Source organism: Catellatospora coxensis (genome assembly GCF_016862635.1).
GTDB lineage: Bacteria > Actinomycetota > Actinomycetes > Mycobacteriales > Micromonosporaceae > Catellatospora > Catellatospora coxensis.
This window is the reverse complement of record NZ_BONI01000002.1, coordinates 132141-157613: the sequence shown is the minus strand read 5'-3', so window position 1 is coordinate 157613 and position 25473 is coordinate 132141. Positions and strand designations below refer to the sequence as shown.

Genomic DNA, 25473 nt, shown 5'->3' with positions numbered 1-25473 from the left:
CGTCCGCTACCCGCCGGTACGGCCGGATTCAGGTGAGCCGCCTGGCGCGTTCGGTGAGGTAACGCTGCTCGGGCAGGCTGGCGGTCCGTTTCGCGGCCAGCCGGTACGCCTCCCGGGCCGCGGCGGTGTCGCCGGCCATCTCCAGCAGGTGGGCGCGGACGGCGGGCAGCCGGTGGTGCCGGGCCATCCGCTCGTCGGCCCCCAGCGTGTCGAGCAGGTCCAGCCCCGCCCGCGGGCCGTCGGTCATCGCCACGGCCACCGCCCGGTTGAGGGTGACCATCGGGTTCGGCGACATGCCCTCCAGGATCCGGTACAGCGCGGCGATCTGCGGCCAGTCGGTCTCCGCGGCGCCGGCGGCCTCCATGTGCACCGCCGCGATCGCCGCCTGCACCTGGTACGGGCCCGGCGGGCACGCGGCCATCGTGCGGGTGATCAGCTCCATGCCCTCGGCGGCCGCGTCGGCGCTCCACCTGGTGCGGTCCTGCTCGGCCAGCGGCACCAGCATCCCGTCGGAGCCGGTGCGGGCCGGGCGGCGCGCGTCGGTGAGCAGCATCAGCGCGAGCAGCCCGGCGACCTCGCCGTCGTCGGGAAGGATCCGGTGCAGCGACCGGGTCAGCCGGATCGCCTCGGCGACCAGGTCGGGGCGTTGCAGGTCGGCGCCGGAACTGGCGGTGTACCCCTCGTTGAAGATCAGATACAGGACGTGCCGGACCACCTGGAGCCGCCCGTGCCACTCCGACTTCGGCGGCAGGTCGAACGTGGCGCCCGCCTGCTTGATCCGCTGCTTGGCCCGGCTGATCCGCGGAGCCATCGTCGCCTCGGGCACCAGGAACGCCGCGGCGACCTGCGCGGTCGGCAGTCCGCCGAGGGCGCGCAGGGTCAACGCCACCTGCGAGGCCGGGGTCAGCGACGGGTGGCAGCACATGAACAGCAGGGTGAGCGTGTCATCGGCCTCCGGCACCTGCTCGGAGGCGACGCCGGGGACCACGGGAGCGCCGGCCAGCGCGGCGGCGGTCGCCTCCCGGCGGCGCCGGGCGACCTCACCGCGTACGTGGTCGACGAGCCGCCGGGTCGCCACGGTGCTCAGCCAGGCGCGCGGATTGTCCGGCACCCCGGCGGCCGGCCACTGCTGCGATGCGGCGATCAACGCTTCCTGCACCGCGTCCTCGCAGGCGTCGAACTCCCCGTAGCGGCGCGCGAGCGCACCGAGGACCCGCGGGGCGAGTTCCCGGAGCAGGTCCTCGGTGCGGGCGGTCACATCTCCATCCCGCTGGAGAACATCACGGGCCGCACCTCCACGCCGAGCCCGTCGACGGCCGCGTCGGGGATCATCGCGGCCAGTTCCAGCGCCCGGTCCCGGTCGGCGCACTCGACCAGGTAGTAGCCGCCGAGGAACTCCTTGGCCTCCAGGTAGGGGCCGTCGGTGACAGCCGGGACACCGTCTCGCACCCGCACCACGGCACTGTTGGCCGGGTCGGCCAGCGCCTGGGTGACGATGAGCTCACCGGACTCCTGGATCGTCTTGATGAAGTCGCCGTGGCCGTTCATGATCGCGGTGCGCTGGTCGTCGGTGAGCGCGTTCAGCACGGCCGGGTTGTTGTGCAGCAGCAGCAGGAACTTCATCGCTGGTCTCCTCATGTCCGCGGACCCGTGGCGGGCCCGTCACCCTGGAGTCGGAGCACACCGTGCGTTCTTGACATCCGCCCGGAGGAACTTTCCGCGGGGCGCGGGCGCAAGAATCCGCGACCGGTGCCGACCTCCTCACGACATCGCTTCGACGAGGAGGAGCCGCCATGGCCACGATAACGCCCCTGGACCGAGCCGGCCGGGCTGGCCTGCGGGAATGGCTGGGCCTGGTGGTGCTCGCACTGCCCACCCTGCTGGTCGCGCTGGACATCAACTCGGTGTTCCTGGCGCTGCCGCACCTGAGCGCGGATCTGGGCGCGGACGCCGTGCAGCAGCTGTGGATCGCCGACGGGTACGGGCTCATGGTGGCCGGGTTCGTCGTCACCATGGGCACGCTCGGTGACCGGATCGGCCGGCGGCGACTGCTCATGATCGGGGCCGCGGCGTTCGGCCTGCTGTCGGTGGCCTCCGCCTACGCGGCCGACCCGGCGATGCTGATCGCGGCCCGGCTGCTGCTGGGCGTCGCCGGGGCCACCCTGATGCCGTCCACGCTCGGCCTGATCAGCGCCATGTTCACCGACACGCGCCAGCGCGGCCTGGCCATCACCGCGTGGTCCACCTGCGTGTTCGCCGGCGCGGCACTCGGCCCGGTGCTCGGCGGGGTGCTGCTCACCCACTACTGGTGGGGATCGGTGTTCCTGATCGGCGCACCGACGATGGCGGTACTGCTGGTCGCCGCCCCACTGACGCTGCCCGACTCCCGCAACCCCGACGCCGGACGGCTCGACCTGGTCAGCGTCCTGCTGTCGCTGGCCGCGATCCTGCCCCTCACGTACGGCGTCAAGCAGCTCGGCGCGGACCTGTCCGACGCGCCGGCCGCCCTGGCCGCCGCCACCGTCGGCGCGCTTTTCGCCGTGCTGTTCGTCCGCCGCCAGCGCGGCCTGCGCGATCCGCTGCTGCGCCTCGACCTCCTGCGCGACCGCACCGTCGGCGCGGTGCTGATCGCGATGGTCGCCACCGGCGCCGGGCTGGCCGGCGTCGGCCTGCTCACCACGCAGTACCTGCAGCTCGTGTGCGGGTTCTCGCCGCTGGCATCGGCCGTGTGGTTCGCGCCGATGGGCCTGGCGATGGCGGCCGGTTGCACGCTCGCGCCGCTGACCCGGCGGTGGCTGTCGCCCGGCGCGGCGATCGTGGCCGGCCTGGTCGTCTCGACGCTCGGCTTCCTGCCGGTGGCGCTGGCCGACGGACCGGCGCCGGTCGTCGCGGGAGCCGCGGTGATCGCGTTCGGCACCGGGCCGCTGTTCGCGCTGGGCACCGGCGTGGTGATCGGCTCCGTCGCGCCGGAGCGGGCCGGGTCGGCCGCGGCGCTGTCGGAGACCAGCAACTATCTGGGCGGCACGGCGGGCATCGCCCTGTTCGGAACGGTCGCGGCAGGGGTCTATCACGCCCGGCTGGACGGATTCGGCCAGGCACCGGACGTCGCACGCGAGTCTGTCGCCGGTGCCATGGCCGCGGCCGCCACGCTTCCCGCCGACTCGGCCGGCCGACTCCTGGACGTCGCGCACGCCGCGTTCACCGATGGCCTCAGCCTGGTCGCCGTCTGCGCTGCGGTGCTGTTCATCGCGCTGGTGGTGCTCCTGGCTCGGCGTCTTCGCTGACCGGAACCGGCCCCACGAGCCACGGCAGACCACCGGTCCCGCCGCCGATCTCCGGCGGCGGGACGTCAGACCCGATCGGCCGCGCCACTACGCCGCGGCGGCCACGGGACGATCGGCGAGGTGACCGCGCGGTAGCCGGCGTACTCCGGGTAGCGGGACAGGGTGATGCTCTCGGTGAACATCGTCGAACCGATGAACAGTGCGGTGAGCAGCACCGGGCCGATGACCGTCCACTGCAGCACCGAACCGGCCGCGGCGGCCCCGAAACCGAACACCACCCACCACTGCGCCTGCTCGAAGAAGTAGTTGGGGTGGCGCGAGTACCGGAACAGCCCGGTGCGCAGGAACCGCGACTGCGGCGGCTCGCCCGCGGCGATCGCGGCGTGCTTGCGCCGGTGGAAGTCCCACTGCTGCTGGTCGGCGACGGTCTCCCCGGCGAGCAGCCCCAGGAACACCACGGCGAGCACGGCGTCGAGCACGCCGAACGGGCTCGGGTGCGTCAGCGCCGTGTACGCGGGCAGGGCGATCAGCAGCAGGATGATGTTCTGGTACACCGTGATGAACAGCAGGTTGAACAGCTGGAACTGCCACCGCGGCAGCCGCGCCCGCAGGATCGCCCAGCGGTAGTCCTCACCGCCGGGCGCGTAGCCGCCGCGCCGGGCGAAGTTGAACGTCAGCCGGGCGCCCCACAGCAGCACCAGCACCGCGAGCACGTTCAGCCGGGTGTCGGCGAAGTCGGCCGCGGCGGTGAACACCGCGACGTACACCACCGGGATGATCGACCAGATCCGGTCCACCCACGAGTGCTCGTCGGTGATCAGGGAGGCGAGCCACGTCGCGGCGCACGCGCCGGCGCAGATCCACAGGCAGACGATGAGGGCGTCCATGATCGGGCACAGTAGCGGCCCGTGTCCGGCCTGGGTACCCGCCAGAAAGGCCGTTGCCGGGTCACGTTTCGGCCGACTCGGGCCAGCGGGCCGACAAGCGGTCCAGGGGGACGGGTGGGCCGCCCTCGACCTGGCAGCGCAACGCTTCGGCGGCGGCTCGGCGGCCGGCGTCGGTGAAGTAGTACTCCGACGAGTCGACCTCGTGCCACTTCGCGTCGTGGAGGCGGACCCGCACCGCCACGGTGGGCAGCCGGCTGGTGCCGAAGGCGCAGAGCGACTCGTGCGCGCCACGTTCGAAGGCCTCGGCGAACACGTGCGGCAGGCGGCTGTCGGCGAGCTCGCACACGAACTCGAAGAGCAGCCCGGATTCAGGGGCGAGCGGTTCGAAGTCGGCGGTGGCCACCGCGAACATCCCGCAGGCGGCAGTGGTGACCAGGCGTACGTGGACATCTCGGATCGGCCGGAACGCCGGACTCGTCCAGTCCTGCGGGACGTCGTGTCCGGGCGGCGAGAACGTGGCCGTGCGCGGCGCCGGCCAGCGGAACACGAACAGGCGGGGCCGGTCACGGTTCTCGATGCACCGCACGGCCTCGAATGCCGCACGCCGCCCGGCCCACGCGAAGCCCGCTTCGCTCGACTCACCCTCGCGCCAGCGCGCGTCGCGTAGCCGGACGCGCAGCGCATACGGCGGGACACCACCGCGGGACCACTGGCGCAGCTCAGCCAGGGCACCCGCGCCGAACGCCGCCGCGAACTCCGGTGGCAGCTCGCCCGCGGGCACCTCGTCGACGAACGCGAGCGCGTCCGTGCGGTCCTCGCCGACCGGCAGCGGCTCGAAGTCCGCCGAGGCCAGGGCATACGGCCGAACCCCGCCGCGGCTGGACAGGTACGCCTGCACACCACGGATCGGATGTTCGATCACGATGGGGAATTCGCGTACTCGCGCCATGGTGCCAACCTATGCCTTGTGCGCCGCCTGGCGTCGTCCCGGCTGCGGGTGCCGCACGGCCTGCTTCGAGCGTTGATCACCTCGCGAGGTTGGCGCGAATCTTCAAGACGCCCGCGACGGCCGGCCCATACGGTCACCTCATGACGAAGCCGACCAGCACCACCGCCGACACACGGACGCTCACCACGGAGTTCGAGGTCACCGGGTGGGAGCCCACCGTCTACGACGAGCCCGGCGAAGGCCCGGCCCTGGCCCGGGTCGTCGTCCGGAAGACCTTCCGCGGGGTCGTCGACGGGACCAGCGTCGCCGAAGTCCTGACTGCGGCCGGTCCCGACGGCCGCGGCTATGTGGCCTCCGAACGGTTCGTCGGCGCGATCGAGGGCCGGACCGGAACCCTGGTCTTCCAGCACTGCGGGCTCGACGACAACGACATCCCCCACGCCTTCGGGCACATCGTGCCCGGCTCGGGCACCGGCCAGCTGGCGGGCCTGACCGGACAGATCACTTTCGTACACGACGACTCCGGTGCCCACGTGACCCTCGTCCTGCGCCGAACAGGGCAGCCTTGATCCTCAGCCGTTCGGCGGTAGGCACGGGCGGGACGGTGCCCGTCGACGGGCCGAACCGAGGGCGAGTCCGGCGCTATTACGCGATTAAGATTCGCGTTCACCATGAGCGTCCTGACCTCACCGAGCCCCACGACGCGGCGTTCGATGCTGCGCCGTCCCGCAGGCCGTGCCGCCGTCGCGGCGGCCGTCATGCTCGCCGCCGTCGTCGCGGCAGGCGCCGTCGGGGATCCCTCCGGCCTGCTGGCACCGGTCGGCGGGCGCGGCCTGCCGCCGCTGGGCGCCGGTGGCGTCTACCGTTGGGCTCCGCTGCTGGTCGGGCTGCCGGTCCTGCTCGCCGCCGCGGTCATGCCGATCCTCACCATCGGCGCGAGCCGGGCGAAGCGACCGGCATGGTGGGTCTTCCTCATCACCTGGACCTCGGTCGTCGGTGCGGCCGCGCTGGCCACCGCCGTCACCGGCCTGGCCGCCGCCGCCCCGCTGACCGGCCCGCACCTGCCGGTCGGCCTCACCCTGCGGTTCGCGTTCGCCACCAGCGGGTTCGCGGCGCTCAAGTTCCTGCTCGCCGGCCCGCTGGTCGCCGCCGCGGCGGCGCTCGCATACCGGTTCGGCCCGGCAGACGAGGCCGCCGACGACCCGGACCGGTCCGTTCCCGTCGCCGGGTTCGCCATGGCGGTCATGTTCGTGGTCGTGACGCTCGCGGCGGTCACCTTCGGCGCGTCGTGGTGGCGGGGCGGGCCGGCCGGGTACGCGTTCACGGGTGCGCTGCTCGCGCCCAGCGCATCCGCCGGGCCCGTCGGCTACCTGTGCGGGCTGGCCGTCTTCCTCGGCGTGTTCGGCGTGACGGTCCGGGCGATGCGGCGGCGGCTCGCGAACCCCGCCCCGACCGTCGTGGCCGTGACGGTCTGGTCGGCCGCGACCGTGGCCGGGCTCGCGACCGGTGTGGTCTGCGCCGTCGGGGCCGCGCTGTCCTCCCCGGCCGGACCTGCCGACGGCCCGGACAGCTGGTGGATCGGCACGACGCTGCTCAGCGCAGGGACCGGCATCGGCTACGGCACCACGGTCGGGCTGATCGCCGCGGTCGTCGCGGGCGCGGCCTGGCGGTGGCGGGCGGCGCTCGCCGCCGTACCCCGGCGGCGGCTGGTGGCCGCGCCCGTCGTCGTGCTGCTGGCGGCACTGCCGCTGCTGATCAGGTCCTACGCGGCTCCCGCGCCGCGTCCGGTCGCACCGGTGGCGGCGGCGGAGGGCATGCAGCGACTGCACCTGCTCCCCGCGCCGGACACCGGCGGGCTGCCCGTCATCGGTGACGTCACCGGCCGTCAGGTGATCCTGCGCGGCGTCAACGTGAACCAGCTCATCGACTACCACCTGCGCGATCCCGCGATCCCGGCCACCGAGCCGCTGACCGACGCCGACTTCGCCCAGATCGCCGCCATGGGCTTCAACGTCGTACGCCTCGGCATGTCCTGGTCGCGGCTGCAGCCGCGGCGCGGCGAGTTCGACCAGGCGTACCTGCAGCAGATCAGCACCGCCGTGGCGCAGGCCAAGGCGCACGGCGTCTACGTCGTGCTCGACATGCACCAGGACGCCTGGGGCAACGCCCTGGCCAAACCGGACGAGCAGTGCGGCGGCGGCACCAGCCCCACCACCGGCTGGGACGGCGCACCGGCCTGGGCGACCGTCACCGACGGGACAGCGCACTGCCAGTTCCTGGCCCGCGACCTGGCCCCGGCGGTCGCGACCGCGTTCGGCAACTTCTACACCGACCGCGACGGCATCCAGAGCGAACTCGTCCGCACCTGGGCGTTCGTGGCGCGGGCGTTCGCGAACGAGCCGGCCGTGGCCGGCTACGACCTGCTCAACGAGCCCGGCATCGGCGCGAACCCGCCGATCAGCTCCGGGCTGCTGCTGGGCCGCTACTACGACGCGGCGATCACCGCGATCCGCGAGGCCGAGCAGGCCGGGCAGGGCTTCGCGCATCTGGTCTTCTTCGAACCGAGCGTGCTCTGGTCGGGCCTGGCCTTCGACGTGACACCGCCGCCGGGCTTCACCGACGACCGGCAGCTGGTCTTCGCGCCCCACCCCTACAGCGAGTCGATCACGATGGATCAGGGCTTCGGGCTGACCATCGCCTCGATCGAGCGGAACCTGACCGTGTCGGCGCGAGCCGCGGCGGCCTACGGCGCGGCGTACTGGCCCGGCGAGTGGGGCTGGTTCGGCGACCCGGCGGTCGACGGGGCGAAGGTGGCCCGCTTCGGCGCGGCCCAGGACCGGCTCGGCATCGGCGGCGCGTTCTGGGTGTGGAAGCAGGGGTGCGGCTCGCCGGAGACCGGCCCCGACGCCAAGACGTCAGGCAACCTTGCCAAGATCGACTGTGTGACCGGTGCCCCGATCGTCCCGCCCACCGGCTTCAGCCAGCCCCTGACCAGGGCGTACCCGCGTGCGTTCCCCGGCCGGCTCGAAACGCTCACCGCCGACCCGGTGAACGGGACCCTCACGTTCGCCGCGACGGCCGACACCGAGGCGAACTGCGAGCTTGACATCTGGGTGCCCGGCGAAGCGCCGGTCCGGCTGGCCACCCAGGGAGTCACCGGCGCGGCATCGGCGCAGGTGCCCGGCGGCTGGCAGGTCACCGGCTGCGCCCGCGGCACGTACACGGTCACCGTCACCCGATGACTGTGCGGTCGGCGCGGGCGGCTGCTCGAAACGGGCCGCCCACGCCCGGGGCACACACGTTTGCCGGGGGCTCCTGCTGAGCCCGGGTCACGCCTCGAAGTCGGTGTAGCCGTACCGCATCTCGGCTTCGGGCATCGCCTGCTCGCGGGCTTCGTCAGCCTCGGCGTCCCCGACCATCCGTTCGTCCATGATGACGAGGTCGCCGGGCCGGGCCGGCTCCCCGCGCAGCGCGGGCACGTCGACGGCGGCCCAGTCGACGGTCACCGTGGTCACCTGCTCGACCGCGCCCATGAAGAGCAGGTCCGACAGGCTGCCGTCGTCGACGCTCTGCTCCTGCTCGGAGCTGAAGTCGTGCCCGACCGGCTTGCCCGGCCCGGTGAACGTGATCCGGGGATAGCCCTCGACGTCGATGGATACGAACGGGTGCAGGTCGATCGACCGGGTGCGCCTGCCGTGCTGGTAGACGTCGAGCGCCAGGTCCGCGCCGTACCAGCAGAGCAGGTACAGGTTGCCGCCGTCGGCGAGCTCGGCCGCCAGGTCGGCTTTGACCTCGTCGAGGGTGCCGCGCAGGTAGTGGGCGTCCTTGCGGGCGCCGCCCGGGGCGACACCGAAACGCAGGTCGTAGAAGCTCTTCCGGCTCACGGCGGCAGTGTATGCCCGCCGCCGAGTATCGGAACGGCGGCAAGTCGAAGCAGCCGCCCGTCGTCCATCGCTTGTGGCCATGCCAAGGGCGAGCCGAACTGCCTGGTGGCCGGGTCAGGCCGTCATGGTGGTCGAGTGGCGGAAGGCGAAGCCGGTGGCCCGCAGGCGCGCCGACGACACCGGCACCGCGGGAGCCTCGACGGCGCAACCGTAGGCCAGTTCGGCCCAGCCGTTGGCCGCCGTGATCGCCCTGAACACGGCGGCGTTCGTGGGCGGTGTCTCGCCGTCGGGGACCGCGTTGTAGAGCCCGGTCAGCCCGTGCTCGACGACGTGCCGCAGCGCCTGCGCGGCGTCGCGGTAGTCGATGCGGTACAGCAGCGCGTCGGGGCAGAACGGCACCTTCCCGCCCAGGTGCCGGTGGGCCAGCTCGACGCGGCGCACGTAGTCGATGTCGCGCGGGTGCCCGTAGACGTCCGGCAGGCGGACGACCGCACCGCGGGCGGCGGCGAGTGCGGCGTGCTCGGCGGCGAGAAAGCTGACCGGCGACGCGTCCTGCGAGGCGGTGGTGGGGGCGGCCTCGTCCAGCGGAGCGGTGGCACCGTGCGAGCGGCCGTACACGGAGGTGGACGACGCGAAGACGACCCGGTTGTGGACGGCGGCGGCGGTGCGCGCGGTGGCGGTGAGGGCGAGCGCGTACTCGCCGGCGCGCTGGGCCGGGTCGACCGCGCGGGAGAAGCGTGGGCTGACGGTCACCACGACCGCGTCCGCCCCGGCCGCCGCGGCGGCGAGCGCGTCCCGGTCGTCGCCGCGCAGCACCGCCACGTCCGTGCACACGTCGCGCAGTTGCGCCACCCGGTCGGGGGTCGTGGTCGTCCCGGTGACGGCGTGGCCGTCCGCGGTCCACCGGGCGGCCAGTTCCATGCCGACGTTGCCGCAGCCGACGATCAGGTACCGCACGAACTACCTCCAAAGGAAACGCTGTTTCCATGCTGTCTGGTGCGTTGCCGCAGCGCAAGGGGCGGTCTCCCGAGCGACGCCCGGCCGGACGCCCTGTTCCCGCCCGGCCTCGACATCGCGGGCGATAGGCTGGTGACACCCGAGAACGATGGTCGGTGCTCCGGGCCGGCAAGGCTGCGGTGGCATCCGGTCGACGGCTCCTCACGGGAGATGTCCGGCATGCTTGCGGGTCAAGGGCTCTACGGTCGGCGCACCGAGTGCGAGGCGCTCGACCGGCTGCTGAGCGAGATCCGGGAGGGCGGGCACGCGGTTCTGGTGCTGCGCGGGGAGACCGGCGATGGCAAGACCGCGCTGCTGGACTATCTCGCCGACAACGCATCGAGCATCCCCACCCACCGCGTGTCCGGCATCGAGTCCGAAATGGAACTTGCCTACGCCGGCCTGCACCAGCTCTGCGGGCCGATGCTCGACCAGCTCGACCGCCTGCCCGCCCCGCAGCGCGACGCGCTGCGCAGCGCGTTCGGGCTCGCCGAAGGGCCTGCGCCGGACCGGTTCCTGGTCGGCCTGGCCGCGCTGACCCTGCTGTCCGAGGTGGCAGCCGGCCGTCCGCTGCTGTGCCTCGTCGACGACTTCCAGTGGCTCGACCAGGAGTCAGCCCAGGCCCTGGCCTTCGTCGCCCGGCGGCCGACAGCGGACCCGATCGGTCTCGTCTTCGCCGTACGGGTGCCTCGGGACGAACTCCAGCCCGGCGACCGCGAACTGCTCGGACTGCCCGAACTGGTGGTGGCCGGCCTCGACGACCGCGACGCGCGATCACTGCTGGCGTCGGTGGTGCCCGGTCCGCTCGACGAGCGGGTACGCGACCGGATCCTCGCCGAGGCCCGCGGCAACCCGCTGGCCCTGCTGGAACTGCCCACCGAACTGACCCTGCCCGAACTGGCCGGCGGATACGGCCTGCCCCGCAGCCGGCCGTCGCTGAGCCAGGTCAGCCGGATCGAGCAGTGCTACCTGCGCCGCCTGGGCGAACTTCCCCCGCAGACGCGACGGCTGCTGCTGGTCGCCGCCGCCGACCCTGTCGGCGATCCAGGCCTGCTGTGGCGCGCCGCGTCCGGGCTCGGCCTGCCCGCAGACGCGGCAGCCCCCGCCGAAGCGGCCAGGCTGATCACGATCGGCACCCGGGTGCGGTTCGCCCACCCGCTGGTGCGTTCGACCGTCTACCGCTCGGCCACGCCCGCCGAACGCCGGCAGGTGCACCGCGCCCTGGCCGAGGCGACCGACAGCGTGGCCGACCCCGACCGGCGCGCCTGGCACCTCGCGGCCGCGACGCCGGCGCCCGACGAAACGGTCGCGCAGGACCTGGAGCGCTCGGCCGCGCGGGCCCAGTCCCGCGGCGGCGAAGCGGCGGCGGCGGCCTTCCTGCGGCGGGCCGCCGAACTCACCCCGGATCTGCGCCGCCGCGGGGAACGCGCCCTGGCCGCTGCCCAGGCCGCGTTCGACGCCGGCGCGCCCGACATGGCGAACGACCTGCTGGCCACGGCGCAGTTGAGTCCGCTGAACCGGCTGCAGCAGGCACGGCTGGAACGGCTGCGCGCGCAGCTGGCGTTCCTGCGCAGCCGCGGCAGCGAGGCGCCCGGCCTGCTGCTGCACGCCGCGCAGCGACTCGTCCCGCTGGACGGTGCGCTGGCCCGCGAGACCTACCTGGAGGCGCTGCTCGCGGCGGTGTTCGCCGGTGCCGGACGGCTGGAACCTGAGTTCGGCGTACGCACCGTGGCCGAGTCAGCCCGCGCCGCGCTGTCGGAACCCGGCTCGCAGCAGCCCGTCGACCTGCTGCTCGAGGGGTTGTCGATACAGTTCACCGACGGATACCCGCAGGCGGTGCCCACCCTGCGGCGAGCGATGGAGGCCGTCCGCGCCGTCGAGCAGGACCTCACCTGGATCTGCCTCATCACCGCGCTGGTGGCGGCGGAGCTGTGGGAGGAAGAAGCGTGGCGGGACCTGCTCGAACGCAGGGTGCGCACGGCCCGGCAGACGGGAAAGCTGAGCCTGCTGCCGATGGCTCTGGACTACCTCGCCAGCTACTACGTGCAAGCCGGGGACTTCGCGGCCGCGGCCGCGTGCGACGACGAGGCCGCCGTGCTGGAGTCCGCCATCCAAGTGTCGCCCCCGCCGTACACGCCACTGATGCTGGCCGCGTGGCGCGGCGACCAGCAGGCCACCGCCCAGCTGACCCAGGACGGCATCACCGACGCCTTCCCGCGGGGCGAGGGCAGTGCTCTGGTGCTGACCGAGTACGCGGCCGCGGTGCTGGACAACGGCCTGGGTCGCTACTCCTCGGCGCAGGCCGCCGCCGAACGCGTCGCCACCGGCGACGTGTTCGTGGCCCGGTCGTGGGCGCTGGCCGAACTGGTGGAGGCCGCAGCGCGGGCCGGGCAGCCCGACGCCGCGACACAGGCGCTGGCACAGCTCACCGAACGCACGCAGGCCAGCGGCACGCGGTGGGCGTTGGGCATCGAGGCCCGCTGCCGGGCGCTGCTGAGCGAAGGCCCGGCCGCAGAGCAGCTCTACCGCGAGGCGATCGACCGGCTCGCGGCCTGCCGGATGAACGCGCACCTGGCCCGGGCGCACCTGGTGTACGGGGAGTGGCTGCGCCGGGAGAACCGCCGCGCGGACGCCCGCGAGCACCTGCGCCGCGCCCACGAGATGTTCACGGTCATGGGCGCCGAGGCGTTCGCCGAGCGCACCCGCAACGAGCTGCTGGCCGCCGGGGAGGCGGTGCGCAAGCGCACGGCCGAGTCGATGCTCGACCTCACACCCCAGGAGTCGCTGATCGCCTCGCTGGCCCGCGACGGGCGTACCAACTCCGAGATCGGGGCCGAGCTGTTCATCAGTCCCCGTACGGTCGAGTGGCACCTGCGCAAGGTGTTCACCAAGCTCGCCATCAACTCGCGCCGCGAACTGCGCGAGGCCGCGCTCGACACCGAGCCCGCCACACCGTGGATACCTCCTCAATCTAGTCCAGCTAGTTGACGACCAGGGATCCCTGGAAACGGACACCAGTCCCGCACCCTGGGTCGCCACGGGCGACACCGCCCGCAGGCCCGGGTACCCGGGAAACCGACCGCGAGCCATCGACCAGTGCCCGGCACGGGCTCGTGGCGACCCCGCGGCGGCGACAGTGGGAGCACGTCCTCGCCGAGGACGACATCCGTTGCCCGAGGGGAGCCTTCCGATGGCCGTCCACATCCCGATGGCGCTGTGGTTCATCAGCCTCGTCGACAGCATCGCCACCCTGCCGTACCTGGGGGCGCTCATGCGCCTGGTCAGGCGATGGCGCGGGCGTCCCGCCGCCGGCCCGCAGGACGCGGCGCAGGTGGCCGGACGCACCGTCGCCCAGGCCGTGGCCGACGGCGAGCTGCGGCTGCTCTACCAGCCGATCGTGCGGCTCGCCGACCGCTCGGTCGTGGCGGTGGAGGCCCTGGTGCGCTGGCAGCACCCGACCCTGGGCCTGATCACCCCCGACCGCTTCCTGCCCGCGGCCGACCACGGCGGGCATCTCGCCCTGCTCGACCGCTGGGTGCTCAACCGGGCCTGCGCCGACATGGCCGCGCTCGCCGCGTCCCTCGGCCACGCGGCACCCGCGCACGTCAACGTCAACCTGTCCGCGGCCACCCTGGCGACCGACTTCACCGGCATGGTCACCGCCGCCCTGCGCGAGGCCGGGCTGGCCGCGCACCGGCTGCGGCTGGAGCTGTGCGAAGGCGCCGACCTCAAGACCCTCGTCCACGCCGGCCCCCGCCTCGAAAAGCTCATCCGCCACGGCGTCAGCGTGGCCCTGGACGACATGGGCGCGGGCTCGACCGACCTGCGCTACCTGTCCCGCCTGGCCATCCAGGGCATCAAGATCGACAAGGAGTTCGTGGCCGGCATGCTGCACAACCCGCGCGACCACGCCATCGTCAAGATGCTCACCGACATGGCCCACACCCTGGGGCTGCACGTCACCGCCGAGGGCGTCGAGACCCGCGAGCAGCTCGCCGCGCTCGCCCGCGTCGGCGTCTCCTTCGCCCAGGGCTACCACCTCGCCCTGCCGCTGACCCTCACGGCGCTGACCGGAGCCCTGGTCGCGGAGTGAGCCACGGACCCGCGACCCTGCTCCGGCCGGGCCGGAAGGGCGCAGGACCTGGCGCTATCGTGCGCCCATGACTCACGAGCCCGAGCTGACCGCCCCGGTGGAGCTGTGCCTGCCCGACGGGCGGCTCAACCCGGCCGCGGTCGGCTGGACCCGCCGCCCGCTGCACACCGCCAACCTGCGCGGCTGGGGCCGGACCAAACGCTGGGAGTACTGGGGCATCGTCACGCCCGAGCACATCGTCGGCCTGGTCGCCTCGTCACTCGACTACGCGGGCGTGCACGGCGTCTACGTGCTGGACCGGGCCACCGGGCAGGAGACGAACACCGACGCGGTGGTTCCCCTGGCCCGCGGGGTGCGGTTGCCGCCGCGCAGCGGCGAAGGCGAGGCGTCGGTACGCGGCGGCGGCCTGGAGATCACGATCGACCAGCGCCCCGACGGCACCACGATCCACGCGACGGCCCCCGGCGTACGCCTCGACGTGCGGGTGCCGCTGCCGGACGGGCACGAGTCGCTCGGCGTGGTCGTGCCGTGGAGCAGCACCCGGTTCCAGTACACCGTCAAGGACGTCGGCCGGCCCGTGCACGGCACGCTGACGCTGCACGGGCGCACGTACGAGATCGGCGGGCCGGACGCGTTCGCGGTCCTGGACCACGGCCGCGGCAGGTGGCCGTACTCGATGACCTGGAACTGGGCCGCGGGGGCCGCCCCGGGCCGGGCGATCCAGCTGGGCGGCAAGTGGACCGACGGCACCGGCGTCACCGAGAACGGCCTGTTCGTCGACGGCCGCCTGCACAAGATCGGCGACGAGCTGGAGTGGACCTACGACCGCTCCGACTGGCAACGCCCGTGGCGGATCATCGGGGAACGGGTCGACGCGCATTTCCACCCGTTCCACGAGAAGGTCGCCCGGACCAACCTCGGCATCGTCGCCAACGAGACCCACCAGTGCTTCGGCCACTTCAGCGGCTGGGCCACCACCGACGACGGCACCAGGACCAGTCTCGACGGTCTGGTCGGTTGGGCCGAGGAAGCCCGCAACCGCTGGTAGCAGGAGGCGGGGCCGTCGCCCGTTCGGTCGACGGCCCCGCCTCGGCCGGCGTTACGGGGTGACCACCGCGCCGCCCAGCGTCACGACCAGCCGGCCGTCACTGGCGAAGGACCAGCCCAGGGCGCCGCTGAGCCCGGCGCACCGCGACCCGTTCGTGCCCGACCAGAACTGGTTCGAGCTGTCGGAGTTGCCGATGATGCGGTCGTTGGTGCCGCTGCTGAACCGGCACGACGTGTTGTTGCGGAACACCGAGGTGCCCGCGTCGAAGGAGAAGTTGCGCTCGTCGTTGTCGATGCTGATGTTGTTCGACACCGTCATCGAACCCGGGTTGCTGTTGTAGGTGAACCCGTGCTTGCCGTTGTTGAAGGCGATGTTGCGCCGCACGATGTGGTTGACCCCGATGTCCTCGCCGCCCAGCTTGTAGCCGTTGCGGTCGCCGGCGCCCGCCTGGCCGCCGTTGCTGAGCGTGCCGTTGTTGTACGCGATCGAGTCCTCGATGGTCACCACGCCGATCGGCCCGGTGTCGGTCTTGGTGTACAGGTCCCAGCCGTCGTCGATGTTGTTGTGCGACACGGCGTAGCGGAACACGTTGCCCGAGCCCACGGTCAGCTTCGCGGCGAAACCGTCGGCGTCCTCACCGTCGGAGTCGGCGTTGTCGTGCGACTCCGCGCTCAGGATCAGGTTGTTGGCCGGCCACAGGCTCTGCGGCGTGCTCGACAGCGTCCGCGACAGCTGCAGCCCGGTGTCGCGGTTGAACCGGGTGATCGTACGTTCGAAGATGTTGTTGCTGCCGCCGACGAAGATGCCGTTGTCGCCGGCCCGCTCCACGACGATGCCGTACACGTGCCAGTAGTTGCCGTTCACGGCCAGCCCGCGGTTGGCCGGGTCCTCGGCCTGAGCCGAGAAGTTCAGCACCGGGACCTCGTTCTGGTACGCCGCGATCTTCTTGCGGGCGCTGGACGTGCCGTTGTTGCCGGTCTCGACGGTCACCGTGGACGAGAAGTTGTACGTCCCGCCGCGCATGAAGATCGTCCCGCCCGCGGTGACCCGGGTGATCGCGGAGGCCAGCGTCGTCGGGCTGGCCAGGGTGCCGGCGGCGCTCGCGCTGCCGTTGGGCGCCACGTACAGCGTGCCGGCCGGCGGCTGGCTGACGCTGGGCGAGGGCGACGCGCTCGACGGGGACGGGGACGCGCTGGACGGCGACGGCGAGGCGCTGCTGGCCGAGGGGGCCGGGCTGCTCGGCGGGGTGGTGACGCTGTCGGTCACGCTGACGTCGTCGAAGCGGGCGCTGGCATACCCGGTGAACAGGCCGATCCGGCCGGCGGAGATCGCCGTGCTGGTGGCGGTGCCGACCAGGGTGCCGTCGACGTAGCCGCTGACGGTGGAGCCGCTGGTGGTGATCCGCAGGGTGTACCAGGTGCCGGTCGACACGGTCCGGGACACACCGGCCAGGACCGTGATGCTGCTGCCGTTCATGTACTGCAGCTCGACCCGGTTGCCGCCGGTCAGCGCGAGCCGGTACATGACGGTGGCGCCGCTGGACCGCGACACCAGGGCCGCGACCCCGCCGGACCCGAACGTCAGCGGCTTGACCCGGGCCTGGACGGTGTAGTCGGTCCAGCTGCTGGAGCCGGCGAACTGGCGGGCGCGGTCGGTGGTGGCGCTGGCCTGCTGGAAGACCTGGGAGCCGTCGGCGACGACGGTCCAGTCGCCGCCGGACTTCGACCAGCCGCTCGCGCCGGATTCGAAGTCGGCGCTGAACAGCGTCGCGGCGCTGGCGGGCGTGGTCAGCAGGGTGCCCGCGACGACGGTCAGCGCGGCCGCGGCCGCGGCGGTGACCAGCGCGGCGAGGCGCCCGCGCCGATGGGGGAGTGTGCGGAGTCTCATCAGTGTGCGTCCTTTGTGCTGGGAGCGGACCATGCCGTTGGGCGACGGCATGGGACGTGCCTCGCACGGGGCCGTCTGCTGCGGTCACCCGGTCGGGAAGGCGCTGGAAAGCGCATTCCCGGGCGACGGTAGACGAGCCCGCGGAATGCAGTCAACTGGTGAAGTTCGATGTCGAAGCCGTCCGGACCTGCATTTGCAGTGACAAGGGTCGATATCGTGTGGATGCGCGGTCGGGACGCCCTCCCCGTCGGCTCCCGGTGTTGCAGGATTGCCCGCGCGACCCGCCCGGCCCGGTGATGACGGCGCCGGTCGACGTCCGCGACGCGACCGCGACATCCGTGTCACGGACCACCCGGCTCCGCGGCGGAGAGATGAACTCGCCGTTCTGTGTGAGGCTCCGCAAAGTGAAGCGAAAACTGCTTCATAATTTCCGCCCCGGAGGGATCAACACGATGAGGAAGCTCACCATCTCCGCTGTCGCCGGCGCGGCCGGCGCGGCGATGGTAGTCGCTGCCCTGCAATGGCCGGCCGGCGCAGCACCTGCCACCAGCGGGAACGCGGCAGGCGGGGCACAGGCCGCCGCGGCCCACCGGCCGGACAACCGACCCGGTCCGCGCACCGAGCAGTGGCTTGCCAAGCGCAAGGCCGCACTCGAGATGGTCGCCCGCGGCAAGGCCCACATCGATGCGAAGGGCAACGTCACGGTCGACGCCGCGACGGACAACGTCGTCGAGGTGGCGTTCGAGAAGACCGACAAGATCTTCACGATCCTGTCCGAGTTCGGCACGCAGAGCGCGGGCAAGTACGGCACCGCCCCCGGCCCCCTGCACAACGAGATCCCCGCCCCCGACCGCTCGGTGAACAACTCCACCGAATGGGCCGCCGACTTCGACACCGCCCACTACGAGCAGCTGTTCAACGGCTCCGGCGAGTCGATGAAGAGCTTCTACGAGGACCTGTCCTCCGGCCGGTACTCGGTCACCAACACCGTCAGCGACTGGGTGAAGGTGCCCTACAACGCGTCCTACTACGGCGACAACGCCATCGAGGACAACGGCGGCTCCTGGGCGTTCATCAGCGACACCGGCAACGCCTGGTACCAGCACGCGCTGGCGACCATGACCCCCGACCAGATCAACGCCTACCTGGCGCAGTTCGACGTCTGGGACCGCTACGACTTCGACAACGACGGCAACTTCGACGAGTCCGACGGTTACATCGACCACTTCCAGGCCGTGCACGCCGGTGAGGGCGAGGACGCCGGCGGCGGCGCGCAGGGCGAGGACGCCATCTGGTCGCACCGCTGGTATGTCAACGCCACCGACTACGGCCTGTCCGGCCCCAGCGTCGGCGCGCAGCAGAACCTGTCCGGCGGCGCCCGGATCGGCAACTCGAACTACTGGCTCGGCGACTACACCACCGAGCCGGAGAACGGCGGCCTGGGCGTGTTCGCCCACGAGTTCGGCCACGACCTCGGCCTGCCGGACTACTACGACACCGCCGGCGGCGAGAACACCACCGCGTTCTGGACGCTGATGAGCTCCGGCTCGTGGCTCGGCCACGGCGCGGAGGCGAACAACGGCATCGGCACCACGCCCGGCCTGATGGGGCCCGAGGAGAAGCTGTTCCTCGGCTGGCTCGACTACCGCCAGGTCAACCCCGGCCAGAGCGGCACCATCCTGCTCGACCCGGCCCAGGACGCCGAGGCCGCCAACGCCCAGGCGATCAAGGTGAACCTGCCCGCCGCCACCACGTCGACGGCGTACACCACGCCCTCCTCGGGGCAGTACGCCTGGTGGACCGGCAGCGCCGACCAGCTCAACGAGTCCCTGTCGCACGCCGTGCCGGCCGCCTCGAAGGTCACCGTGACCGCCAAGGCCTGGTACGACATCGAGGCCGGCTTCGACTACCTCTACGGCGAGTACTCCACCGACGGCGGCACGACCTGGTCGCAGATCGGCCAGCCGATCACCGGCTCGTCCAACGGCAAGTGGACCACGCTGCGCCTGTCCTACACCGCCGGCGGCGGCGCGACGCAGTTCCGGTTCCGCTACCAGACCGACGGCGGCGTGCACTTCGCCGGCGCGTTCATCGACGACGTCGTCGTCAAGGCCGGCAACACCACCGTGCTGACCGACGACGTCGAGCAGCCCGGAGCCTGGACCGCGACGGGCCAGTGGCAGCGCTCGACCGGCACGGTGACCACCACCGCCGACCGGTACTACCTGCTGGAGAACCGCCAGTACACCGGCTACGACGACACCCTGCGCACCGGCCCCTACCAGTTCAGCTACAACCTCAGCGCGCCGGACAAGGTCGAGTTCTTCTCGTTCCGCCCCGGCATGCTCGTGTGGTACGTCAACCACACCGTCGAGGACAACAACACCTCCGAGCACCCCGGCACGGGCCTGTCGCTGCCGGTCGACGCCCGGCCCGCGCCGTTCGCGTACCCCGACGGCACCCGGCCCAGCAACCGCCGCCAGCCGTTCGACGCGACGTTCGGCATCCAGCCGGTGCCGGAGCTGTGCCTGCACAAGGAGGTGCTCGCCGGCAGCGGCAAGACCCAGACCGTGCAGACCGTGGCGGCCTGCGCCGCGGCCAACGCGGGCATCGCCACGTTCGACGACACCAACCCCGACGCGTACTACAGCACCGCCAACCCGCAGGGCAGCGTGAAGGTCGCCGGCCTCGGCGTGACCGCCACGGTCACCGCCCAGTCGGGCAACGTCCTGACCGTCAGCGTGGTCAACCCGTAGCACGGACCAGCTGACAAGATGCAGGGCCGGGAGCCGACGCTCCCGGCCCTGCGCCGTTGCCGGCGAACGCCGTCAGCCGGCGACGGCCGACGACCGCGCAGAGCGCCGTTGTACGCGCAGCGCGACGAAGGTGGCGAGTGCCCCCGCCCCTTCCCACGCCGCCACCGCGAAGAATCCGGCCGGCGCGGTGTCCGTGAGCACCAGGGCGGTGAAGACCGCGAACGTCAGCAGCCGGAAGGCCACCGTGAAGGCGAAGAACGCCGTCCAGTCCTTCGCTGCGGCCAGCAGGTAGTACACGCCCATGTTGAACGAGGCCATCGCCGAGGTCCGGACGAACACGAGTGTGAAGTCGTCCGCGGCGCGCGCGATGGTGCCGTCGTGGGTGAATCCCATCGAGGCCAGCAGGGTTTCCGGGCTGATCAGGCCGACCGCGCCGAGCAGCAGCGCGGCGAGCCCGAAGGCCGCGATCGTCCAACCGGCAGGTGAGAGGCGGGGCATGGTCATGGTGGGATCCTCCGGGGGTGGCGGGCTCGAGGTGGCGGAGACCGAGGTATCGTCGGCTGATCGTAGTGATCATGAATGGAATGTGCCCATGACCGGATATCCGCCACCGGAGCCTCGGCCCACCGTCACCTACGCCGACTGCACCGTGGCGGTCGTGCCCGGCTACCGGCCGCTGCACCTGGATCTGCACCTGCCGCCGGGCGACGGGCCGTTCCCGGTGCTGCTGTGGGTGCACGGCGGCGGCTGGCTGGAGGGCAGCCGGGTGGGCCTGCCGGCGCCGGTCGCACCGCACCGGTTCCACCAGCGCTTCCTCGACCGCGGCTGGGCGGTCGCCGACGTCGACTACCGGCTAGCGCTGGAAGCGCCGTATCCGGCCCAGCTGCTCGACGTCCAGTCCGCCGTGCGCTGGCTACGCCTCTACGCAGACCAGCTCAAACTGGACCCGGCGCGGTTCGCCGCGCTGGGCGAGTCGGCGGGCGGCCACCTCGCCGCGATGGCCGGGCTCACCGGCACCGGCGAGAACGCGGTCCAGGCCGTCGTCAACTGGTACGGCGCGGTCGACTTCTTCGCCTTCGACGACCTGGACGACCCGGCTTCACCGCCCGCGCTGCTGTTCGGCGGCCCGGTCAGCGGGCGGCGGGAGTTCGTCGCGTTCGGCAACGCGCTCGACCGGGTGCACGCCGGGGCCCCGCCGTTCCTCACCGTGCACGGCACCGCCGACCGGATCGTCCCGCCCGGCCAGGGACAGGCCCTCACCGAGGCGCTACGTGCGGTCGGGGTGCGGGCCGACCTGGTGCTCGTGCCCGGGGCCGACCACTGCTTCGCGGGATACGACGACATCGGCGGCCTGATCGAGCAGGGCATCGACTTCCTGGACGAGGTGCTGCCCGGCAAATGACCGCCGCTGCGCGCGAGCGTGTCCGGCTGTGTGATCGATTCGGGACTTGTCGTCACGAACATCGTTGCGGATGCTGGTCTCGTGCAGCCGACTCAGCCTCGTCGTGATTGGACCATGCCGGTAGTGGTGGGCGTGGTGGCGCTCGTCGCGCTGCTGGTGCTCTGCCTGGCCGGCGGTGCCGCAGCCTACCTGGCGCTGCGCGATGAGCCGGCCACGTCGCCGAGCCCGTCACCTTCTGCGGCTGCGTCGCCGTCGGCCGCGCTGCCGCCACCGCCGCCGCCGAGTGCGGCTCCGGCCGACTGCCTGATCGGCAGCTGGCGCGAGACCGCATACACGGCCAACTGGGAGATGTACGGCAACAAGATCCAGTTCACCGGCTCGGGCACGTTGATGCAGATCAAGGCCGACGGCACGATGGCCACCGTCGACAAGACGACCAGGCGCGGCTCGGGCTACGGCGACCGGTTCGAGATGATCCACAGCGGCACCACGAAGCTCAACTACGTGGCCGACGACAAGACCATCAACTACAGCAACCCGCAGGCGACCGGCTGGACCACGCTGAAGGTCAACGGAAGCCAGCGCGCCAAAGAGCGGCTCAAGGCCACGATCACCCCCGAGACCTACAGCTGCAAGGGTGACCAGCTGCGGCTGTTCGGCACGGTCTATTCCAGCGAATGGCAGCGGATCGTCCCCCCGGGCCGGCCGGTCTGATCGCGGTGCCGGGCCGCGTGACGGGGCAGCACTGGTCCGTCGAAGTCCACAAAGTACCGCCGTGCGCTGGGATGTGCTGAGGAGATGGTGGCGGCCCGCCGGGTGGCGGGGGCGGATGGTGCACGCCGTGCCGGCCGGCTACGGCTGGACCCGGGAGTGCCGTCCGGTGAAGGGGATCCTGTCCCGCGTGGGCGCCGCGTACGAGCAGGTGTGCCTGACGGTCCGGGAGACTGCCGGAGGAGTCGAGGTCCTGCTCATGGGCGAGGCGTCCGGGTGGCGCGAGCCGCGGTGAGCGCCTCCCGGCCACCGGGTTCCGATCGGGACCGCCGATCGGACCGGGGCCGGGAGCGCACCGCGCGCTGTCAGTACAGCAGGTACGGACGGCGTCGCTGCTCGAACGCGGCCAGCTCCTGCGACCAGGCGCCCACCACGTCGTCGACGTCCGCGCCCGCGTCGATCATCGTGCGCAGCCGGGGCGAGCCGGTGAGCTTGTCGACCCAGTACGGCCGCACCGGGTCGTAGGAGTCGGCCCGCCACGCGAACGCCGGATACTTGCGCGCCTCGACCAGCATCGCGACCGCGGTCCGGATCGGGTCGTACGCCGCCCGGTCGGTCACCTTGACCTCCACCCCGGCGCACAGCTTGTTGAGCAGCGGCGGGTGGTGCCCGGCGATGGTCGGCACGAAGTACGCCTCCCGGAACCGCACCCCCGGCAGGTCGCGGTTGTTGAGCCGGTCGGACCAGTGGTAGTCGAAGTCGGTGGCCAGGCCGCCGACCAGCTCGAACGGCCGGGTGGTGCCCCGGCCCTCGCTGATCGACGAGACCCCCTCGAACAGGCCGGTGCCCGGGTAGGTCAGCGCGGTGTCCGGGGTGGGCATGTTGGGGCTGGGCATGACCCACGGCACGTCGGTGTCGGCGGCGAGCATGTCGCGCTTCCAGTGCTTGCACGCCACCACGTCCAGGTCGACGGGGCGGCCGGCCTCGGCGGGCAGGAACTCGGCGTTGAAGAAGCGGGCGAGCTCACCGACCGTCATCCCGTGCTGCTGGATGATCTCCTTCAGGCCCACGCCGGAGGTGAACTCCGGGGTCATCATCGGCCCGTAGGCGCGCCCGCCGATCGGGTTCGGCCGGTCGAGCACCACGTAGCGCAGGCCCAGCCGGGCCGCGGCGACCATCGAGGTGTACATGGTCCAGATGTAGGTGTAGAAGCGCACGCCGACGTCCTGGATGTCGAACACGACGGTCTCGACCCCGGCCCGGGTCATCAGCTCCTCCCACTTGGCCAACGAGGCGCCGTACGCGTCGTACACGGTGATGCCGGTGCGGGCGTCGACACCGGTGCCCTCGCTGCCGCCGGCCTGCGCGGAGCCGCGGAAGCCGTGCTCGGGCCCGAACGCCGCGACCAGGTCGACCCGGCCGGACTCGTGGATGAGGTCGACCAGGTGCCGGTAGTCGGCGTCGACGCCGGTCGGGTTCGACACCACGCCGACCTTCTGCCCGGCGAGGGTGGCGAACCGCTCGGCCACCAGCCGGTCCAGTCCGGTCTGGACGCGGCGCGGCTTCGGCGCGGCCGTGGCGGGCCCGGCGAGCGCGGTCGCGCCGAGCGCGCCCGCGGCGATGCCGCCGGTGATGAGGTTTCTGCGTCGCAAGGGTTTCTCCTACCAGGTGAGGCCGTGGCCGGTGGGGTAGAGCGTCGTGGCGGGGTCGGTGGCGGCGACGATCGTGACCGGGAGCCGCCCGTGCGGCGACAGCTCGCCGTGCAGCGCCCGGACCAGGGTGTCCATGGCCGCGGGGGTGTAGGTGTAGGTCGCCAGGTAGGTGCTGACACCGGGCAGGTGGGCGATGTCGTACGGGTCGCGCACGGCGACGACGACGACGGGTTTTCCGGTGGCGACCAGGGCGGCGACGAGCTGCTGCTGGCTGGCGCGCGGATCGCCGACGGCGGTGTCCCAGGCCTTGTTGACCAGGACGACGGTGAGGTCGTGCCGGTCGGCCTGCGTGGCGGCGTTGGCGATGGCCTGGGCGGACGGCAGCGTCGCGGGCAGCGCGGTCGTGCGCGAGCCGCGGCCGGTGAAGCCGTCGGCGAGCCTGCCGATCGGGTTGAAGGCGGCGTTGTTCCAGCCGGTGACGAGCACCGACCGGTCGGCGCCCGGCAGCGGCAGCAGCCCGGCGTCGTTGCGTACGGCGGTGAGGGTCTGGTCGGTGACCTCGGCGACGGCCGCCAGGTGGTCCGCCGCGCCTACCGCCGCCACCGCGGCCTCGACGTCGACGTAGGGAGACCGGTTCAGCCCCTGGCGGTACTTGACCGACAGGATGCGGCGCACCGACTCGTCGATGCGGCGCTCGGTCAGCTCCCCGGCGCGCACCGCCTGCAGCACCGAGTCGTAGGCCAGGGCCAGGTTCGGCGGCATCAGCAGCTGGTCCGCGCCTGCCTTCAATGCGAGCACGGGCACGCGGGCGTCGCCGTACTTGGTGCGCACGCCGGCCATGTTGAGCGCGTCGGTGACCACCACGCCCTGGAAGCCGAACCGCTCGCGCAGCACCCCGGTGAGGATGGTGGGGGACAGGGTGGCGGGGTCGCCGGACGGGTCGAGCGCGGGTACGACGATGTGCGCGGTCATGATCGAGTCGACGCCGGCGGTGATCGCCGCCCGGAAGGCCGGGGCGTCGATGCGCTCCCACTGCTCGCGGGTGTGGTGGATGACCGGCAGGCCGGTGTGGCTGTCGGTGCCGGTGTCGCCGTGGCCGGGGAAGTGCTTGGCGACCGCGGTGACCCGCGCACCCTGCTCGAAACCACCGACCTGCGCCGCGGTCAGTTCGGCGACCAGCTCGGGATCGGAGCCGAAGGAACGCACACCGATGACGGGGTTGGCCGGGTTGACGTTGACGTCGGCGATCGGCGCGTACGGCTGGCGGATGCCGACCGCGCTCAACTCTCGGCCGGTGACCTCGGCGGCGAGGTGGGCGGCGCTCGCCGACCGGCTCGCGCCCAGGGCCATCGAGCCGGGGAACTGCGCGGACGGCGCGGGCATGCGCTGTACGACGCCCTGCTCCTGGTCGGTGGAGATGAGCAGCGGCACCTCGTCCTTGCCGCCGGGGCGCAGCGACGCGGCCTGCAGCCCGTTGGACAGCGTCGCGATCTGCCGCACGTTGTCGAGGTTGTGCGACCAGGCGAAGTAGACCACGCCGCCGAGGTGGAACCGGTCGACGACCTCGGCGGGGGTCTCTACGCCGAAGGCCGCGAGGTTCGCGGTCCGGTCGGCCGGGGCGGGGCTGGTGGCGTCGGAGCCGTACACGTAGGTGACGAACAGCTGGCCGACCTTCTGTTCGAGGCTCATGTGCCGCAGGGTCGAGGTGACCCAGCCGTGTTCGGCGGCGGTGGGGTCAGGGGCGGGCCGGGCCGCGGCGGGGGCGGGCAGGGCGACCGCCATGGCTGCGACGGCGGCGGCGAGACGTTTCATCGACGACCTCCGGGAGAGAGTTGTTCGATTATGTGAAAGTTAGCTACATATACGAGCAAGGTCAAGAAGCTAATCTTCATCGCCTGGTTGGGCGGGGCCGCGAGCGCGCGGA

Annotated in this window: 20 protein-coding genes; 10 read left to right on the top strand and 10 right to left on the bottom strand. The window is 72.3% G+C overall.

Annotated elements, in window-relative coordinates:
* Nucleotides 1-28 precede the first annotated feature (28 nt).
* Nucleotides 29-1258 (bottom strand): RNA polymerase sigma factor, encoded by a 1230-nt coding sequence (locus Cco03nite_RS02085; protein ID WP_203688184.1) that lies wholly within the window; start codon nucleotides 1256-1258, stop codon nucleotides 29-31.
* Nucleotides 1255-1623 (bottom strand): YciI family protein, encoded by a 369-nt coding sequence (locus tag Cco03nite_RS02080; RefSeq protein ID WP_203688183.1) that lies wholly within the window; start codon nucleotides 1621-1623, stop codon nucleotides 1255-1257. Before Cco03nite_RS02080 ends, Cco03nite_RS02085 begins: the two co-directional genes overlap by 4 nt.
* 170 nt (nucleotides 1624-1793) lie before the next feature.
* On the opposite strand from Cco03nite_RS02080, the gene Cco03nite_RS02075 reads away from it, so the two are divergent.
* On the top strand, nucleotides 1794-3284 hold the full coding sequence (locus Cco03nite_RS02075; RefSeq protein ID WP_203688182.1) for an MFS transporter: 1491 nt from the start codon (nucleotides 1794-1796) through the stop codon (nucleotides 3282-3284).
* A 65-nt stretch (nucleotides 3285-3349) separates the two neighbouring features.
* Here Cco03nite_RS02075 and Cco03nite_RS02070 read toward each other — a convergent pair whose 3' ends face one another.
* Nucleotides 3350-4171 (bottom strand): DUF1295 domain-containing protein, encoded by an 822-nt coding sequence (locus Cco03nite_RS02070; RefSeq protein ID WP_203688181.1) that lies wholly within the window; start codon nucleotides 4169-4171, stop codon nucleotides 3350-3352.
* A gap of 61 nt (nucleotides 4172-4232) precedes the next feature.
* A complete protein-coding gene (locus Cco03nite_RS02065; RefSeq protein WP_203688180.1) occupies nucleotides 4233-5120 on the bottom strand; it encodes a hypothetical protein in 888 nt (295 codons plus the stop codon).
* Between the two features lie 140 nt (nucleotides 5121-5260).
* Here Cco03nite_RS02065 and Cco03nite_RS02060 point away from each other — a divergent pair, with 140 nt between their 5' ends.
* Entirely contained in the window at nucleotides 5261-5689 is a 429-nt protein-coding gene (locus Cco03nite_RS02060) for a DUF3224 domain-containing protein (protein ID WP_203688179.1), read from the top strand.
* Between the two features lie 102 nt (nucleotides 5690-5791).
* Nucleotides 5792-8362: a glycoside hydrolase family 5 protein gene (locus Cco03nite_RS02055; RefSeq protein ID WP_203688178.1), complete on the top strand. Its 2571-nt coding sequence runs from the start codon at nucleotides 5792-5794 to the stop codon at nucleotides 8360-8362.
* 87 nt (nucleotides 8363-8449) lie between these two features.
* On the opposite strand, the gene Cco03nite_RS02050 is transcribed toward Cco03nite_RS02055, so the two are convergent.
* Complete coding sequence (locus Cco03nite_RS02050; protein WP_203688177.1) at nucleotides 8450-9004, bottom strand: hypothetical protein; 555 nt, start codon at nucleotides 9002-9004, stop codon at nucleotides 8450-8452.
* A gap of 114 nt (nucleotides 9005-9118) precedes the next feature.
* The gene (locus Cco03nite_RS02045) at nucleotides 9119-9961 is read right to left on the bottom strand and encodes an NAD-dependent epimerase/dehydratase family protein (protein ID WP_203688176.1); all 843 of its coding nucleotides are present in this window, start codon (nucleotides 9959-9961) and stop codon (nucleotides 9119-9121) included.
* 219 nt (nucleotides 9962-10180) lie between these two features.
* Between Cco03nite_RS02045 and Cco03nite_RS02040 the strand changes: the two genes are divergently transcribed.
* The 3 genes from Cco03nite_RS02040 (at nucleotide 10181) to Cco03nite_RS02030 (ending at nucleotide 15141) form a co-directional block, all read left to right on the top strand.
* The gene (locus Cco03nite_RS02040; RefSeq protein WP_203688175.1) at nucleotides 10181-12988 is read left to right on the top strand and encodes a helix-turn-helix transcriptional regulator; all 2808 of its coding nucleotides are present in this window, start codon (nucleotides 10181-10183) and stop codon (nucleotides 12986-12988) included.
* Between the two features lie 202 nt (nucleotides 12989-13190).
* The gene (locus Cco03nite_RS02035) at nucleotides 13191-14093 is read left to right on the top strand and encodes an EAL domain-containing protein (RefSeq protein ID WP_203688174.1); all 903 of its coding nucleotides are present in this window, start codon (nucleotides 13191-13193) and stop codon (nucleotides 14091-14093) included.
* Nucleotides 14094-14160: 67 nt separating this feature from the next.
* Entirely contained in the window at nucleotides 14161-15141 is a 981-nt protein-coding gene (locus Cco03nite_RS02030; protein ID WP_203688173.1) for a DUF2804 domain-containing protein, read from the top strand.
* A gap of 51 nt (nucleotides 15142-15192) precedes the next feature.
* On the opposite strand, the gene Cco03nite_RS02025 is transcribed toward Cco03nite_RS02030, so the two are convergent.
* Entirely contained in the window at nucleotides 15193-17028 is a 1836-nt protein-coding gene (locus Cco03nite_RS02025; protein WP_203688172.1) for a right-handed parallel beta-helix repeat-containing protein, read from the bottom strand.
* 452 nt (nucleotides 17029-17480) lie between these two features.
* Between Cco03nite_RS02025 and Cco03nite_RS02020 the strand changes: the two genes are divergently transcribed.
* Nucleotides 17481-19784: an immune inhibitor A domain-containing protein gene (locus Cco03nite_RS02020; RefSeq protein WP_203688171.1), complete on the top strand. Its 2304-nt coding sequence runs from the start codon at nucleotides 17481-17483 to the stop codon at nucleotides 19782-19784.
* Between the two features lie 72 nt (nucleotides 19785-19856).
* On the opposite strand, the gene Cco03nite_RS02015 is transcribed toward Cco03nite_RS02020, so the two are convergent.
* Complete coding sequence (locus tag Cco03nite_RS02015) at nucleotides 19857-20288, bottom strand: hypothetical protein (RefSeq protein WP_203688170.1); 432 nt, start codon at nucleotides 20286-20288, stop codon at nucleotides 19857-19859.
* Nucleotides 20289-20376: 88 nt separating this feature from the next.
* Here Cco03nite_RS02015 and Cco03nite_RS02010 point away from each other — a divergent pair, with 88 nt between their 5' ends.
* The 3 genes from Cco03nite_RS02010 to Cco03nite_RS02000 all read left to right on the top strand — a co-directional run bounded on the left by Cco03nite_RS02010 (nucleotide 20377) and on the right by Cco03nite_RS02000 (nucleotide 22192).
* Nucleotides 20377-21186, top strand: a complete 810-nt coding sequence (locus tag Cco03nite_RS02010; RefSeq protein ID WP_203688169.1) for an alpha/beta hydrolase — start codon at nucleotides 20377-20379, stop codon at nucleotides 21184-21186.
* 114 nt (nucleotides 21187-21300) lie between these two features.
* Nucleotides 21301-21900: a hypothetical protein gene (locus Cco03nite_RS02005; protein WP_203688168.1), complete on the top strand. Its 600-nt coding sequence runs from the start codon at nucleotides 21301-21303 to the stop codon at nucleotides 21898-21900.
* Between the two features lie 61 nt (nucleotides 21901-21961).
* The gene (locus Cco03nite_RS02000) at nucleotides 21962-22192 is read left to right on the top strand and encodes a hypothetical protein (protein ID WP_203688167.1); all 231 of its coding nucleotides are present in this window, start codon (nucleotides 21962-21964) and stop codon (nucleotides 22190-22192) included.
* 70 nt (nucleotides 22193-22262) lie between these two features.
* On the opposite strand, the gene Cco03nite_RS01995 is transcribed toward Cco03nite_RS02000, so the two are convergent.
* Together Cco03nite_RS01995 and Cco03nite_RS01990 are read right to left on the bottom strand one after the other, a co-directional pair.
* A complete protein-coding gene (locus Cco03nite_RS01995; protein ID WP_203688166.1) occupies nucleotides 22263-23549 on the bottom strand; it encodes an exo-beta-N-acetylmuramidase NamZ family protein in 1287 nt (428 codons plus the stop codon).
* 9 nt (nucleotides 23550-23558) lie between these two features.
* Nucleotides 23559-25361 carry a glycoside hydrolase family 3 protein gene (locus Cco03nite_RS01990; protein WP_203688165.1) on the bottom strand — a complete coding sequence of 601 codons (1803 nt, stop codon included), beginning with the start codon at nucleotides 25359-25361 and terminating at the stop codon, nucleotides 23559-23561.
* Between the last annotated feature and the right edge of the window lie 112 nt (nucleotides 25362-25473).

What these genes read in the sequence shown, in the direction of transcription:
- Cco03nite_RS02080 (WP_203688183.1), bottom strand. Translation starts at nt 1,623, where the DNA reads ATGAAGTTCCTGCTGCTGCTGCACAACAACCCGGCCGTGCTGAACGCG.
- Cco03nite_RS02075 (WP_203688182.1), top strand. Translation starts at nt 1,794, where the DNA reads ATGGCCACGATAACGCCCCTGGACCGAGCCGGCCGGGCTGGCCTGCGG.
- Cco03nite_RS02070 (WP_203688181.1), bottom strand. Translation starts at nt 4,171, where the DNA reads ATGGACGCCCTCATCGTCTGCCTGTGGATCTGCGCCGGCGCGTGCGCC.
- Cco03nite_RS02065 (WP_203688180.1), bottom strand. Translation starts at nt 5,120, where the DNA reads ATGGCGCGAGTACGCGAATTCCCCATCGTGATCGAACATCCGATCCGT.
- Cco03nite_RS02060 (WP_203688179.1), top strand. Translation starts at nt 5,261, where the DNA reads ATGACGAAGCCGACCAGCACCACCGCCGACACACGGACGCTCACCACG.
- Cco03nite_RS02055 (WP_203688178.1), top strand. Translation starts at nt 5,792, where the DNA reads ATGAGCGTCCTGACCTCACCGAGCCCCACGACGCGGCGTTCGATGCTG.
- Cco03nite_RS02040 (WP_203688175.1), top strand. Translation starts at nt 10,181, where the DNA reads ATGCTTGCGGGTCAAGGGCTCTACGGTCGGCGCACCGAGTGCGAGGCG.
- Cco03nite_RS02035 (WP_203688174.1), top strand. Translation starts at nt 13,191, where the DNA reads ATGGCCGTCCACATCCCGATGGCGCTGTGGTTCATCAGCCTCGTCGAC.
- Cco03nite_RS02030 (WP_203688173.1), top strand. Translation starts at nt 14,161, where the DNA reads ATGACTCACGAGCCCGAGCTGACCGCCCCGGTGGAGCTGTGCCTGCCC.
- Cco03nite_RS02025 (WP_203688172.1), bottom strand. Translation starts at nt 17,028, where the DNA reads ATGAGACTCCGCACACTCCCCCATCGGCGCGGGCGCCTCGCCGCGCTG.
- Cco03nite_RS02020 (WP_203688171.1), top strand. Translation starts at nt 17,481, where the DNA reads ATGAGGAAGCTCACCATCTCCGCTGTCGCCGGCGCGGCCGGCGCGGCG.
- Cco03nite_RS02015 (WP_203688170.1), bottom strand. Translation starts at nt 20,288, where the DNA reads ATGACCATGCCCCGCCTCTCACCTGCCGGTTGGACGATCGCGGCCTTC.
- Cco03nite_RS02010 (WP_203688169.1), top strand. Translation starts at nt 20,377, where the DNA reads ATGACCGGATATCCGCCACCGGAGCCTCGGCCCACCGTCACCTACGCC.
- Cco03nite_RS02005 (WP_203688168.1), top strand. Translation starts at nt 21,301, where the DNA reads ATGCCGGTAGTGGTGGGCGTGGTGGCGCTCGTCGCGCTGCTGGTGCTC.
- Cco03nite_RS01990 (WP_203688165.1), bottom strand. Translation starts at nt 25,361, where the DNA reads ATGAAACGTCTCGCCGCCGCCGTCGCAGCCATGGCGGTCGCCCTGCCC.